Below are 14153 nucleotides of genomic sequence, written 5' to 3' on the forward strand. Positions count from 1 at the left end.
TCATCGGACGGCCTGCAAGTTATGACGTGAATTCTGTCTCTAGACGCCCCTGGATGCCCTTCAAAACCCCGTCTGCAAAGCTAGATTTGCCCAAGCTTTTGCGCTTTTCAAGCAGAATCTGCACAAAAAACGCTATTGCCTAAAATTCGTTCACCCGTCGATCCAATGCCTGTTTTAGCGACGCTGCATCGGGGAGATTGACTATTTGCACGGCATAAAATCAGATGGCGAAATGACGTTCAAAACCATTCATCATCTGCCGGTCGCAGACAAATCAGAACTTCCGTTCCGCACCGTCCGCGCCGCCATGCCGCGAGCGGTTGTCCAGCTGTGCCACGGCCTCGCCGAACATTCGGCGCGATATGAACGCTTCGCCTTCGCCCTCGCGGCGGCTGGCTGCCACGTCTATATTCACGACCATCGCGGGCACGGCACCAATATCGGTGCTCATGCACCGAGAGGCACGTTCGCGCAAAAGCAGGGCCATATCGTGGCCATCGAGGACGTGCGGGCGCTCAACCGTCACATTCACGAGAAGCATCCGGGCTTGCCCGTGGTACTTTTCGGCCATTCTATGGGCGGGCTGATCGCGCTGAACTATGTGCTGGACCATGCCGACACAGTGAATGCGGCGGCGGTCTGGAATGCAAATTTTGACGGTGGAGCGCAAAGCGCTGCGGCACTCGCACTTCTTTATATGGAGCGCATGCTGAAAGGCTCGGACGTTCCAAGCAGCATTCTGCCGAAAATGACCTTCCGCGCCTGGGGCCGGTCCATAAAGGGCCACCGCACGCTGTTCGACTGGCTTTCGCACGATGCAGCGGAGGTCGATGCCTATATCGCCGATCCGCTTTGCGGCTTCGACGCCAGCGTGGCGCTGTGGATCGACATTTTCCGGTTGATCCGGCGCGGGGCCGACGACCGCAATTTCTCAAAGGTTCCGCGGGACATGCCGTTCAATCTGGTTGGCGGCGCCGAAGACCCGGCAACGGCGAACGGCGCCGCTGTGCAGAAGTTGGGGGAGAGAATGCGGAAGATGGGCTTCAAGCGTGTCGATTGCACGATCCTTCCCGGCACCCGCCACGAAAGCCTCAACGAGACCAACCGGGATCAGGTGATGCAGAATTTTCTGGATTGGCTGGCGGAGGCTCTTCCGTCACCGGCATTGACCAGCTAGAAAACGGCAGTCAACCGATCAATCGAGTTATTATCCGGGCCAGAACTCACGATTACTTGAACCGTCTTGGCTTTGCCATGCAATCAATGCTATGCAGCGCGCCTTGCGCGCTATCGGGTTTCCGGGCAGGTAAGCCGGGCTTAAGCAGATGGCGCGAGGAATGAAGGAACACTCCGCTTGGACACACCGACGATTTCTGTGGTTATCCCCTGCCGCAACGAAGCCGACAATCTTGCCTTTCTGCTGGATGAAGTCGATGCCGCCATGCAGGGCCGCGCATACGAAGTCATCGTCGTAGACGACGGTTCGACGGACTCGACCAGCGACGTACTCGCGGGCCGCATCCATGCAGGCAAGCCGCTTCGCCATCTGCGCCATGATCGTTCATCGGGCCAGAGCGCCGCAGTGCGCTCCGGTGTCTTCGCGGCGCGCGGCAAGATCGTCGTGACCATGGATGGCGACGGGCAGAACAATCCCGCCTATCTCCCCGTTCTGGCGGATGCGCTGATCAAAGCCGGACCGGATTACGGCATTGCAGCGGGACAGCGCCTCAAGCGCACGGATACGAAACTCAAGCAGTTGTCGTCGCGCTTTGCCAATAATCTGCGCGGCGCGATCCTCAAGGACAAGACGCGCGATTCCGGCTGCGGCCTGAAAGCGCTGCATACCGACCTGTTCCGGCAACTGCCGTTCTTCGATGGCTGGCATCGCTACCTTCCTGCGCTGGCGCTGCGCGAAGGCTACGATGTGGTGCATGTCGACGTGGTCGATCGCGAACGCCGCCACGGCAAATCCAATTACGGCATTCTGGACCGTGGAATGCGCGGCATTCTGGACCTTTATGGCGTCTGGTGGCTGCGCAAGCGCCGCAAGGTCGTTCCTCGCGTGAGGGAGATCACCCATGACTGATATTTTCAACAGCCTGTCGCAGTGGCTGCACGACGTTTTCGTGGCGCAATGGGATGGCTGGATCGTGCTGGGCTTTGTCGCCCAGGCCTGTTTCACCATGCGCTTCGTGGTGCAGTGGCTCGCATCCGAAAAGGCAAGGCGCAGCGTCATGCCGGTGGCCTTCTGGTTCTTCTCGCTGTTCGGCGGCGCTTTGCTGCTGATCTATGCCATCCAGCGCAAGGACCCGGTCTTCATCGCCGGTCAGGGCCTCGGCCTCATCGTCTATATCCGCAATCTCTGGCTCATCGCCAACGAAAAGAAGCGGCTGACAGCCGGGGAGTAAACTCCCCGGTTCAGAATTATTGTTTTTAGGCCCTCAGCGTCCGGCCCACTGAGCGATAGTCAAGCCCGGTACCGGCAATGTCCTCGGCCTTGTAGACATTGCGCAGATCGATCAGCACATTTCCGGCCATGACACCCGCCACCCGTTTCAGATCGAGCGCACGATAGGCGTTCCATTCCGTCAGCAGAGCCACGACACCCGCCCCCTCTACAGCTTCGTAGGCTGAATTGCACCAGACAACATCGGGCAGCACCGCCCGGGCCGCGTCCATAGCTTCCGGATCGTGCGCCTGAACCCTGATTCCGGCCTTCTGAATGGCCGCGATAATGTCGAGCGCGGGAGACTCGCGAATATCGTCGGTGTTCGGCTTGAAGGCGACGCCTAGAACAGCAACCCTGTCCGCACCGCTCTCCTTGGCGGCGGTCACGATCCGTTCCGCCATGGATTGCTTGCGGGTTTCATTGACCGCTATAACCTGCTCGATCAGCGACTGACGCGCCTCGTATTTCTTGCCGGTTGCAGCAAAGGCGCGCGTATCTTTCGGGAAGCACGATCCGCCGAAACCCGGTCCGGCATGCAGGAACTTGGAGCCAATACGATTATCCATACCGATGGCGCGAGCCACTTCCTGCACATTGCCGCCGGTCTTCTCGCAAAGGTCGGCGACCTCGTTGATGAAAGTCACCTTCATGGCCAGAAAGGCATTGGCCGCATATTTGATGATTTCGGCATTTTCCAGCGAGGTGACGACCATCGGTGTTTCACGCAGGTAAAGCGGACGATAGAGGCGCTGCATTGCGGCCTTGCCGCGCTCGTCCTCCACGCCGACGACAACACGGTCGGGTCGCATGAAATCCTCGATCGCCGAACCTTCCCGCAGAAACTCCGGATTGGACACCATCGAGAACGGTACACCCGGATTGGCGGCCTTGATGCGGTCGCGTATGCGCGCATTGGTGCCGACTACGACTGTCGACTTGATGACGACGACGGCGCCGGGCTTCATGGCGGCAGCGATTTCGTCCGCAGCAGCCTCGATATATTGCAGATCCGCCTCGCCGTCGCCGCGACGGGATGGCGTGCCTACCGCGATGAAGATGACATCGGCATCCGCGACACTTGCCGGAAGGTCAGTGCTGAACTCCAGCCTGCCATCGCGAATGTTGCGGGTCATCAATTCATCGAGACCCGGCTCGAAGATGGTGACCTTACCGGCCTTCAGCCGTTCGATGATCGACGGATTCTTGTCCACGCAGGTGACGTGAAAGCCGAATTCGGCAAAACACACACCCGAAACCAGCCCCACATAGCCCGTTCCGATCATCGCCAGCTTCATATGTTCAGTCCTTCAGTTTGCATTCGCGAGAGCCTGATGAGATTCCGGCTCCGGTTTGCCGGAAATGGAGGCGTTAGAGAACCGGAGCATCGTTCACTTAAAGTTACATGCGGACCGGAAGCGTCAAACAACACCATTTGCAGGCTGCCAGAACCGAAATATCGGTAGCATCACAGCCATTTGTCGTAGTCCGACACCAGCAGATGCAGCGGCTTCTCGTTTTCTTCGATATTCGAAAAGCGGCCGATCGGCTCGCGGAAAATATTATCAGTCAGGTCGTCATTGACGGTCGAAACTTCACCGATCAACACGTCACCGCCCTCGCCCCAGAAGGCATGCCAGTTGCCGGGCAGCAGTGTCACGCTTTCACCCGGCTGAAGCTTCAAGTGAGCGCCGGCCTTCTGCGTCACAAGGCGTCCGTCGGTTGCAACCGTCACGTCGGTTTCCTTGTCCACGCTGCCGTCGGACCGCGAATTGAACAGTTCGAGCACCAGCGTGCCGCCACCACGATTGATGATGTCTTCCGCCTTCACCACATGGCGATGCATCGGGGAAAGCTGGTTCTTGCGCGAGATCATGATCTTTTCGGCATAGAGCATGCCACCGCCGCGCTTGAGGTCCTCGGCATTGCCGTTGCGCGTGGTGAAGAGGAACAGTCCGAGATCGGCGAACTTTCCCTGTCCGTAGTCCGTAATATCCCAGCCGAGACGCGCATCGCGGATTGCACGCGCATCAGACGAGGTGCGTGCCTTCAGTTCCTCGGGCGACCAATAGGCAAAGGGCGGCATGACATAGCCGAAAGAACGGATGAATGCGTCGCTTTCGCGGATGATTTCGTTGATTTCAGAACGTTTCATGGCCACCGAGCCTCCCATGGAATGAAACAATTGGGATATGGTTGACGTGGTAACTGGCTTTTAAACCAATTTGCAATCCCGGAAACGCTCCGCAGGCGCATGTAACACACATTTGCGATGATCTGGCTGCGCCGCAAAAGCGACATTTTGGCGTGTCGTCTTTACGCGAAAACCATGTCGCATCCCAATGCGCGTTTAGAATAGTTCAGTGATTGAATCAGGATAACGGAAGCCAGTTCACAGACCTCGGGAGATGTGGGCAAGCCATTGAGATAACGGGACAAGCCGTGCTTCCGGAAGACAAAGGGAACACCGGATCGAGCCATAGTCGCTGCGAGAACAGCAGAAGGGCCGATCAAGATGGAAAGCAAGGGTTCGAGGCTATGGACGTTCGCAACGAAATGCTGGGGCTGTTGACCGGGCGCGACCCCAATTTCAGCCTGGAGCAGAAATTCTACACCGATCCTGAATATTACAAGCAGGATCTGGACAACATTTTCTACAAGGACTGGCTGTTTGTCGGCCACGACTGCGAGCTGCCGAAGACCGGTTCCTACATGACCGTGCAGATCGGCGCTTACCCTGTCGTCATCGTTCGCGACGCGCAGGGCGGCATTCGTGCTTTCCACAATTCCTGCCGCCATCGCGGCTCGCGCATTTGCGCTGCCGAAAAGGGCACTGCCGCGAAGCTCGTCTGTCCCTACCACCAGTGGACTTACGAACTGGACGGACGCCTGCTCTTCGCGCGTCAGGTCGGCCCGGACTTCAAGCCAGCCGAATACGGCCTGAAGCCGGTTCATTGTGAAACCGTCGCCGGCTATATCTATGTCTGCGTGGCCGACGAAGCCCCCGACTTTGCTTCCTTCCGCAATCTGGTCGAGCCTTATCTCGCACCGCACAACATCAAGGACGCGAAGGTCGCCTTCGAAAGCTCGATCATCGAGAAGGGCAACTGGAAGCTCGTCTGGGAAAACAATCGCGAGTGCTATCACTGCGCCGCCAACCATCCCGAACTCTGCCGCACCTATCCAGAAGCGCCGTCGGCAACCGGCGTGCAGGGCGTCATGGAAGATCCGGAGATCAACCAGCTCTGGAAGAACTGCGCCAGCGTCGGCCTGCCAGCACAATTCAACATGTCGGAAGACGGCCGCTATCGCATCACCCGCATCCCGCTCCTGCGCGACGCGGTGAGCTACACGATGTCCGGCAAGGCGGCGGTGAAGAAGCATCTGAGCGATCAGGTGGCTGGCGGCACGAATATCGGCGCCATGCTGCTGTTCAACTATCCGTCGACCTGGAACCATCTGATGGCGGACCACGCGATTTCCTTCCGCGTTCTGCCGATCAGCGCCGAGGAAACGCTTGTCACCACCAAATGGCTCGTTCACAAGGATGCTGTTGAAGGTGTGGATTACGATCTCGACGAACTGACCCATGTCTGGATACAGACAAACGATCAGGACCGGCAGATCGTGGAAGAAAACGCCGTCGGCATCCGGTCGCCCGCCTATCAGCCCGGCCCTTACTCGGTCGAACATGAAGGCGGCGTGATGCAGTTCCTCGAATGGTACACCAACACAATGACGCCGCGCCTGCGTGGCGAAGCGGCAAAGCTTAGCCGCGTCGCCTGATACCGTAATACGAAGCGAGAAGTGAGAAGGCCATGCAGCCTCTGAAATATCTGGATGAGATGCTGCCGTGGAACGACAGGTTGCAGATGCTGGAATGCATTTCGGCCATCGAAGAAGCGCCAGACGTCATGACCTTCTCCTTCAAGACTGCCGAGGACAACTGGTTCCGCTATACGCCGGGCCAGTTCGTCACCCTTGAACTGCCGATTGAACGGGCCGACGGGCTGGGGCCGGTGCTGCGGACCTATACGCTGTCCTCGACCCCTTCCCGTCCCTACCATATCTCCGTCACCGTCAAGGCGCAGAAGGGCAGCATCGGCACGCGCTGGATGCTCGACAATCTGCGCCCGCCGATGAAGATCAAGGCTTACGGGCCGAATGGCGACTTCTCGCTCGCCAACCATCCCGGCGAAAAATATCTCTTCGTCTCCGCCGGTTCAGGCATAACGCCGATGGTCTCCATGACCCGCTGGCTCTTCGATTGTGCGCCTGCCACCGACGTCGCCTTCATCAACTGCGCCCGCACGCCGGACGACATCATTTTCCGCCGGGAGCTGGAACTGCTTTCGGGCCGCATGGAAGCCATGCGGCTGGCCTTTATCGTCGAGCAATCCTCGGCGCGCCATGTCTGGCCGGGCCTGCACGGGCGCATCGACCGCGCCCGGCTCGAACTGCTTGCGCCAGATTTCCTGCACCGCACGGTTTTCTGCTGCGGGCCGGAGCCGTTCATGAACGGTGTGCGCGGCCTGCTGGAAGATGCCGGCTTCAACATGGCCAACTACCATCAGGAAAGCTTTAATCCGGCAAGCGAGATTTCGTCGGTGCCGGTGCCTTCAACACTTTCCGAGACGGCTGCGGCAGCCCCCGCCGCCCCGGCGGTAGCGTCCGCCAGCGTCGTCTTCAGCCTTTCCGGCGTGGAAGTGGAATGCACGGAAAACGACACGATCCTGCTTGCGGCACGCAATGGCGGGCTCAAGATTCCGAGCGCCTGCGAGTTCGGCATCTGCGGCACCTGCAAGGTGAAGTGCCTCGGCGGCGAGACCGAAATGAACCACAATGGCGGCATCCGCGATGACGAGATCGCGGAGGGCTATATCCTCGCCTGCTGCAGCCGCCCGCGCGGCCGCGTGGAGATCGATGCCTGACCTTGCAGTCACAGCACGAGCTCTGGAAGAGGCCTAGGCTTTTTTCAGAAACTCGGTCCGCAACACCAATCCCTTGACCTGCTTGGTGCTGCAATCGACTTCCGCCGGGTTTCCGGTAAGGCGAATGCCCTTGACCAGCGTTCCCCGCTTCAATGTGGTGGAGGTTCCCTTCACCTTCAGGTCCTTGATGAGCGTGACGGAATCGCCGTCATTCAATTGGGTGCCATTGCTGTCGCGGACGATTACATCTGTCATGGTGGTTTCCTGTCTGGTGTCTGATCTGGCTCGTCCGTAGCACCCTTGCCGATGTTATACCAGAACGCGGCTTATTGCAGGCCTCGCGAAACCGCTCCGGCTCCTGCCGTGGCACGCATCTTGCCCGAAAACCGGTTCCCACTTTTCAGGATGCGCTCTATATCTGGTTGCAAAGCAAGCCAAGCGGGAGCGTTTCATGATCGGTCATGCACTTGTGGTTATCGACGTCCAGAATGATTTCTGCCCCGGCGGTTCGCTGGCGGTCGATCGCGGCGATGAAATCATTCCGACCGTCAACCGGCTGATTGAGGAAAGCGAAAACGTCATCCTCACGCAGGACTGGCACCCCGCCAACCATTCAAGCTTTGCTTCGACCCACCCTCGCGCCAGGCCTTTCGATACGGTCGAAATGGCCTATGGCCTGCAGACGCTCTGGCCCGACCATTGCGTACAAGGCAGCCACGGAGCGGATTTCCACCCGGACCTGCAATGGACGCGGGCGCAGCTCGTCATCCGCAAGGGCTTTCGCATCGGCATAGACAGCTATTCAGCATTCTTCGAGAACGATCATAAAACGCCGACCGGCCTTGGCGGATATTTGCGCGAACGCAATATCGGCTCGCTCACCCTTGTGGGCCTCGCCACCGATTTCTGCGTCGCTTATTCGGCGCTGGATGCCGTGGCCCAAGGCTTTCAGGTGCGCGTCCGTCTCGATGCCTGCCGCGGCATCGACCTCAACGGCTCGATGGACATCATGCTCGAAAGGATGAAACAGGCTGGCGTCGAACTGATCGACGAGCCTGTTTCGGCATCCCACTTACTCTAGCTCGCCGTCCGGCATGGCGATAAAGATCAGCACGGCGATGATGGTGATGAAGAACCGGAACGCGGATTCGATCCCGTTCCAGGTTTGCGACATCCACATGCCGAACCATTCCCCGCCGACCGACATGAAGCCGACCTGCCAGACCAGAAAGCCGAGCGACAGGCCGGCAATGGCCCACTTCTTGGAGCGGTTGAAGCTCGCCGCCCGGTCGGTCAGGCGGCCAAGCATGGCAAAAGCCCCGATCCAGCACAGGATCGCCGTCAGCGTTTCCGCCGCGATGATCAGAATATAGGCGGCATTGTGCAGCATCGGATTATCGATGGCACGGTACTTGATCGTGGCATCGGGAAAGATCGTGTCCATCATCAAAACGTGCTGCACGAAGGCGAAATTGGTATCGTAATCGGTGATATTGCCGAACGAAACCAGCGTTGCGAAAAAGGCTATTGCCGCCACGAAGGCGGTCTTGCTCAACCGTGTAACGACCATGGAAACGTGCCCTCCCCAGTGAAGCCGCATCGCTGCATTCGAGACGACCCGCGGCAAATTGCGAAACCCATCGCAATGATCAATGGTCCTCAACTCCGGCGATTCGGTCAAGACCAACAAAAAAGGGCAGCGTAAGCTGCCCCTTTGTTCAGACTGCACGAGGCAAGGCTAGAGCATTTCCAGCAAAAGTGTGAAACGGTTTTGCGTTGGATAATGCGATAAAACAAATAGTTAGAGCGGTTCCGGCGATTCTTCAGAACAGGAACCGCTCTAATGCCCTGTGACCTCTTCAGCTTCTTCCTGCCAGTTCGGATTGAGCCGGTTGTAGCGCAGCGAAGACATGAACGAGAGACCGATCAGGGCCGCACCGATAAGGCCGGTGATGACTTCCGGAATATGCACCAGTGTCTGGACATACATGATGACCGCCAGAACCAGGATTGCATAGAAAGCGCCATGCTCGAGATAGCGGTACTGGCCAAGCGTCTTGCGCTCGACAAGCATGATGGTGAGCGAACGCACATAGAAGGCGCCGATGCCGAGGCCGATGGCGATAATGAACAGGTTCGTGGTGAGCGCGAAGGCACCGATAACACCGTCGAACGAGAAGCTGGCATCCAGAACTTCCAGATAGATGAAGGCGCCAAGACCGCCGCGATGGACCATGTCCATCTGTTCCTGCGTCGCATCCAGCACCTCGCCCAGCCCTTCGACAGCCAGAAAGGTCAGAAGGCCGAACAGCGCCGCAATCAGGAATGTGTGCGAATGTTCGGCATCCAGCTGGTAGGAGAAGAAGATGATCAGCGCGATTGCGACCCCGATTTCCACTCCCTGCACGGAAGCGAACTTCGACATGCGGCTTTCGATGGCCTTGATCCAGTGCACATCCTTTTCGACATCGAAGAAGTACTTCATGCCGACCATCAGCAGGAACGTGCCGCCGAAGGCGGCGATGCCGGTGTGCGATTCCGAGATCACGCGGGCATATTCATCGGGCTGCCAGATGGCGAGTTTCAGCGCCGAGATCGGATCGGTCCACATGGCAACCGCGACGATGGCGAGCGGGAAGATGATGCGCATGCCGAAAACGGCAATGATAATGCCCCAGGTCAGAAACCGGTGCTGCCATTCCGGCGTCATGTCGCGCAGGATGCGCGCATTGACGATGGCGTTATCAAAGGAAAGCGATATTTCCAGAACGCTGAGAACCGCACAGATGATGAAGACGGAGACCATTCCCCCAAAAGTGCCGGTCATTTCGTAACCGAGCCAGACGGCACCTGCGAGACCCAATACGGTAAAAACCATGGGCCAGATAAAATAGCGAAGAGTGGCCATTGCAAACCATCGGATTATTATTGTTATCAAACGGAAACAGGCAATGGACACCGCGCAACGAACCCGCGAAGCGAAGCCCGCTTCCCGCATCCGTTCTACCTGACCACTGCTCTTCCCGCCAAGGCGTATCGGCTATGTAAGTAGCATGTGAGATGCAAACAAGAGAAAGCGTGGCAATAAATTGGCAATTTTGCGGATTTGATGTGCTGAAATATTTCGTTACTATTCCGTGATACTAAAGTCGAACCCACCCGCCGTCTCCTGCCTCGCTCCCGGCAGTAAAATCCTCTCCACATGATCGCTTTGTACGAATTGTCACGTGGTAAAAACTTAATCTCAACATAGATTCCGGGTGCGGATCACGGTCAGCAATGGCTGCGCACTTTTACAGGAATGAAGGAACTCAGCAGATGATTGCTCCGGAAGAACTGCAGCGCCGAATTGAGAAAAGACTTGCCGAGAGCAGTTTTACACAGCCCGAACTGCTTATCCGCCGGGCACACCGCGTGGCGCTCGAAGGCAAGAACGGATCGGCCTCCGACGCCAACGCGCTGCTGAAGGAAGCCGGTTCGCAGATCGGTCTGCAGGAACTGACCGAAATCATCGACCACAGGCCCTGGCTGCTCGAAATCATTATCAACAGCGCAGGAAAAAATGGCAGCAATTCCAGTCATCACTAGCTTGCGACAATTGGCGAGAAAGATGCGCATTTGCGCTGATAGACTGGCTCTCAGGCAGCAACGGCAGAAGAGCGCCGTGCAGCGCTGCCCACCAATAAATTGCAACGCCCGTTTAAAATCCACAGAACAAACACCAGTACAAGTAAGAATTTTCATTTTATTTCCCAAATCGATTAACATATATATGGAGAAAGATTTGATTCCGATGTATTATCAGGAATGCTAATACATAATTGAGGGGGTTTTTTCAGTGAAAGACGGAAAATTACGTAACCAGAACGGGAATTTACTGTTAAAATTTTACAGAAGTATTATATTAGCATCGTCTGTTTTAATTGGAACATCAACGGCATCGCTCGCGGCCGATGCCGTAACAGCACAACCAGAAATTCAGGACCAGCAGCGCTGGCAGGTGATTGTCAGCCCTTATCTCTGGGGCGCGTCACTCAATGGTAGCGCCGGATTGCTTGGCCGCAGCACAGACGTGAATATGCCGTTCAGCGAGATTTTCGACAATCTCGATATGGGCGTGATGGGCAATGTCGATATCACCAACGGCACGTTCGGCTTTTTCATTGACGGGCAGTACGTCAAGACCAGCCAGGACGAAAGCCTCCGCGACAATGAGCTTGCTCTCGACATCAAGACAGCGAGCCTGTCGGCTGGCGCTTACTATCGCGTCTATGAGCAGCAGCTCGAAGGAACGACACTATTCGGAAACCAGCGCGTCTTCGCGATCGAACCGACGGTCGGCGTTCGCTGGACAAAGCTTGAAGCAGGATTGCAGGTTGGCCGCTTCAGCGAAACGAGCAAGGTGGAATGGACAGACCCGTTCGTGGGAACGCGCGTCTTCTATGATATCAACGACCGCTGGAACATTTTCGCGGAAGCCGACATTGGCGGTTTTGGCGCCGGCACCAAGCTCAGTGCCAACGGCCAGATCTATCTGGGTTACCGCACGATGGTTTTCGACGTTCCCACGACGTTCCGCGTCGGTTATCGGGCCCTCTACCAGGATTACAAGGACAACGATACGATTGCGAAGTTCAAGTATGACGTGACCCAGCACGGGCCGGTCGTCGGCTTCTCCGTCTCGTTCTGATCGCGTTAGATTTGATCTCACTCGTTCGACCCGCCGGCCCGACCGGCGGGTTTTGCTATACGCCCCGTTTCGATTGGCAATATGCCTGCCCAAGACGGGAAATGAACAGGCTCCGGATTGACAGGCCATCGGCCTAAGTAAAATTCAACCACTTCTCCCTAATATTAGCGGATACTATGCCGGATATCGAAGCGCAGCAGAAAGCGGCTCTCGGAAAATATATCCGCCAGAACAATGCGCTGGAGCAGCTCCGATTGACTGGAAGCGCTACAAGGGGGGAATAAATGGCCTTTATCTTCGAGCTGCCGATCTATCTGTCGTTTGGTGCCTTCATCATACTCGGAATTGTGTTCTATGCGGTCGGGCGTTTTGCGCTGGACATGCTTTCAAAACACGCAGCCAGCGATGTTCTTTCGATTCCGATCGGCGCATTCATCGGCACCATCGCAACCGCCTGGGCTTTGTCGCTCGGCTTCGTCGCGGCGGATATATGGAGCGTCAATTCCCGCGCCGATCAGGCCGTCAGCGAAGAGCGCTCGGCGATTTCCCGCCTCATCGGAACTTCCAATGCGGAGATATTGGCCGCGCCTGCGCTCTCAACCGCCCTCACCGGCTATCGCCTTGCCGTCATCGATGATGAATGGCGCGAGAAGATCAATGTCGAGCCGGCAGGTTCCGTCGAAACCGCGCTACAGAACATAAGGCGCGAGATCATCAATCTGGCCCGCACCGACGTCCCCTCGCCGGTAATCTCGCAGCTCATCAACGACTTCGATGAATTGCAGGACGCACGCAATACCCGCCTGGCCGTCGGTTCGACCTCCATCGACTATTACAAATGGTATCTCGTGCTTTCCCTGACATTCCTGACCGCGATAACCATCGCCGCTACCCACGCCGATCGCGTCCGGGCTGGCGTGAAAGCGCTCGTCATCTACTCCCTGACAGCCTCGTTCTGCCTCTGGATTCTGGCTATTCACGCAAATCCCTATCAGGGGCTGGAGCGTCTGGAGCCGTCCCTGCTTTTCACAAGCCACAAGCACCGCTAGAATAGCTGGAGATTCGGTCTATTTATCTTACTGAAATTGCACGGAAATTCGTTCAATCGAATGCGGAGCGGCCATTTGATAAAACTGCTGGGTACAGGCGTCCTCATGGGTTTGGTGTTCCCGGTCGGGCTGGCTTCGGCACAGACCTTCAGTGTCTGCCACGGTTACGAATGTTATTACCGGTCCAAGGTTACGCTGACCTCGAAGGAAGAACAGCGTATCCGCGGCCTTCTGCAAGCGGGCGGTCGAAGCGCGGATGGCGAACGGAAGGCGTTGCGGGCCGCAGTTGCGATCTTCGAACAGCGCAGCACCGCGACCATCGGCGTCCGCGACAAGCCGAAAATGCAGTTCGGCAAGGCCCGCATCAGGGGCCAGATGGATTGCATCGATGAATCGACCAATACCGACACCTTCCTGCATTATCTGCAATCACGAGGCTGGTTGAAGCATCACTCCGTCGCGCGGCGCGCTTCCCGCGGGGCCTTCTTTGACGGCCGCTACCCGCACTGGACAGCGGTTATCGAAGACAGGCAGGGCCAGCGTTGGGCCGTCGATTCCTGGTACGAGGCGGGCGGAGGAGCGCCGGACATCATGCCGTTGCAGCAATGGAAACGGCGCGGATACATGGGAGAACGCTGATTGCGAGCCCTGCAATCTGGAACGCGCCCCGCCGCGCAGAGGCATGAACTCTTCGCCGAGCCCGCTAACCTGCGGCTCTGTGAAGCTTTCCAAAAAATTCTGAATTTTTTTGCTGAACCAATCCTGTTCCGTCGCGTTAGTTAACCATAACCAACCCAGAACGGAGGACTACCAATGGACTGGAATCGCGTTGAAGGAAACTGGAAACAGGCCAAGGGCAAGATCAAGGAACAGTGGGGCAAACTCACCGATGACGACCTTGACCAGATCAATGGCCGGCGCGAACAGTTGGAAGGCAAGATTCAGGAGCGCTACGGCATCGAGAAGGACCGTGTGCGTTCCGAACTGGACGATTGGTACAATCGTCAGACCTGGCTTTCCTGAGGCCGGAAATTTCA

General features: G+C 57.2%; 16 protein-coding genes. 10 read left to right on the plus strand and 6 right to left on the minus strand.

Annotated features, from left to right (window positions below):
* The first annotated feature begins 232 nt into the window (after positions 1–232).
* From ABWW28_RS12120 to ABWW28_RS12130, 3 genes are all read left to right on the plus strand, one after another.
* Positions 233–1177, plus strand: a complete 945-nt coding sequence (locus ABWW28_RS12120) for an alpha/beta fold hydrolase (RefSeq protein WP_021586903.1) — start codon at positions 233–235, stop codon at positions 1175–1177.
* A 177-nt stretch (positions 1178–1354) separates the two neighbouring features.
* Complete coding sequence (locus tag ABWW28_RS12125) at positions 1355–2086, plus strand: glycosyltransferase family 2 protein (protein ID WP_006467249.1); 732 nt, start codon at positions 1355–1357, stop codon at positions 2084–2086.
* Positions 2079–2408 (plus strand): lipid-A-disaccharide synthase N-terminal domain-containing protein, encoded by a 330-nt coding sequence (locus ABWW28_RS12130; protein WP_006467250.1) that lies wholly within the window; start codon positions 2079–2081, stop codon positions 2406–2408. The genes ABWW28_RS12125 and ABWW28_RS12130 overlap by 8 nt, the downstream gene beginning before the upstream one ends.
* A 25-nt stretch (positions 2409–2433) precedes the next feature.
* On the opposite strand, the gene ABWW28_RS12135 is transcribed toward ABWW28_RS12130, so the two are convergent.
* Both ABWW28_RS12135 and ABWW28_RS12140 read right to left on the minus strand, forming a co-directional pair.
* Positions 2434–3744 carry a UDP-glucose dehydrogenase family protein gene (locus ABWW28_RS12135; RefSeq protein WP_021586904.1) on the minus strand — a complete coding sequence of 437 codons (1311 nt, stop codon included), beginning with the start codon at positions 3742–3744 and terminating at the stop codon, positions 2434–2436.
* Between the two features lie 170 nt (positions 3745–3914).
* Positions 3915–4601, minus strand: coding sequence for a D-lyxose/D-mannose family sugar isomerase (locus tag ABWW28_RS12140; protein ID WP_021586905.1), 687 nt, complete (start codon positions 4599–4601; stop codon positions 3915–3917).
* Between the two features lie 383 nt (positions 4602–4984).
* Between ABWW28_RS12140 and ABWW28_RS12145 the strand changes: the two genes are divergently transcribed.
* Both ABWW28_RS12145 and ABWW28_RS12150 read left to right on the plus strand, forming a co-directional pair.
* A complete protein-coding gene (locus ABWW28_RS12145) occupies positions 4985–6232 on the plus strand; it encodes an aromatic ring-hydroxylating oxygenase subunit alpha (RefSeq protein ID WP_021586906.1) in 1248 nt (415 codons plus the stop codon).
* A 32-nt stretch (positions 6233–6264) separates the two neighbouring features.
* On the plus strand, positions 6265–7377 hold the full coding sequence (locus ABWW28_RS12150) for an FAD-binding oxidoreductase (RefSeq protein WP_006467254.1): 1113 nt from the start codon (positions 6265–6267) through the stop codon (positions 7375–7377).
* 33 nt (positions 7378–7410) lie between these two features.
* Here the strand turns inward: ABWW28_RS12150 and ABWW28_RS12155 are convergent, their stop codons facing one another.
* Entirely contained in the window at positions 7411–7632 is a 222-nt protein-coding gene (locus ABWW28_RS12155; protein ID WP_006467255.1) for an alkylphosphonate utilization protein, read from the minus strand.
* Positions 7633–7828: 196 nt separating this feature from the next.
* On the opposite strand from ABWW28_RS12155, the gene pncA reads away from it, so the two are divergent.
* On the plus strand, positions 7829–8458 hold the full coding sequence (pncA, locus tag ABWW28_RS12160) for a bifunctional nicotinamidase/pyrazinamidase (protein ID WP_021586907.1): 630 nt from the start codon (positions 7829–7831) through the stop codon (positions 8456–8458).
* Here the strand turns inward: pncA and ABWW28_RS12165 are convergent.
* From ABWW28_RS12165 to ABWW28_RS27610, 3 genes are all read right to left on the minus strand, one after another.
* Positions 8450–8947 (minus strand): DUF2165 family protein, encoded by a 498-nt coding sequence (locus ABWW28_RS12165; RefSeq protein WP_021586908.1) that lies wholly within the window; start codon positions 8945–8947, stop codon positions 8450–8452. The two genes, pncA and ABWW28_RS12165, sit on opposite strands and share 9 nt — an antisense overlap.
* A gap of 270 nt (positions 8948–9217) precedes the next feature.
* On the minus strand, positions 9218–10285 hold the full coding sequence (locus ABWW28_RS12170; protein WP_021586909.1) for a DUF475 domain-containing protein: 1068 nt from the start codon (positions 10283–10285) through the stop codon (positions 9218–9220).
* 365 nt (positions 10286–10650) lie between these two features.
* On the minus strand, positions 10651–11121 hold the full coding sequence (locus ABWW28_RS27610) for a hypothetical protein (RefSeq protein ID WP_155268892.1): 471 nt from the start codon (positions 11119–11121) through the stop codon (positions 10651–10653).
* Between the two features lie 154 nt (positions 11122–11275).
* Here ABWW28_RS27610 and ABWW28_RS12180 point away from each other — a divergent pair, with 154 nt between their 5' ends.
* The 4 genes from ABWW28_RS12180 (at position 11276) to ABWW28_RS12195 (ending at position 14139) form a co-directional block, all read left to right on the plus strand.
* Positions 11276–12067 carry a hypothetical protein gene (locus tag ABWW28_RS12180; RefSeq protein ID WP_376780803.1) on the plus strand — a complete coding sequence of 264 codons (792 nt, stop codon included), beginning with the start codon at positions 11276–11278 and terminating at the stop codon, positions 12065–12067.
* Between the two features lie 284 nt (positions 12068–12351).
* The gene (locus ABWW28_RS12185) at positions 12352–13116 is read left to right on the plus strand and encodes a bestrophin-like domain (protein WP_021586913.1); all 765 of its coding nucleotides are present in this window, start codon (positions 12352–12354) and stop codon (positions 13114–13116) included.
* A gap of 78 nt (positions 13117–13194) precedes the next feature.
* Positions 13195–13755, plus strand: a complete 561-nt coding sequence (locus ABWW28_RS12190) for a hypothetical protein (protein WP_353391153.1) — start codon at positions 13195–13197, stop codon at positions 13753–13755.
* Positions 13756–13929: 174 nt separating this feature from the next.
* Entirely contained in the window at positions 13930–14139 is a 210-nt protein-coding gene (locus ABWW28_RS12195; RefSeq protein WP_006467262.1) for a CsbD family protein, read from the plus strand.
* Positions 14140–14153 lie beyond the last annotated feature (14 nt).

The sequence above is a fragment of the Brucella sp. NBRC 14130 genome, assembly GCF_040371715.1.
GTDB classification, from domain to species: Bacteria; Pseudomonadota; Alphaproteobacteria; order Rhizobiales; family Rhizobiaceae; genus Brucella; species Brucella intermedia.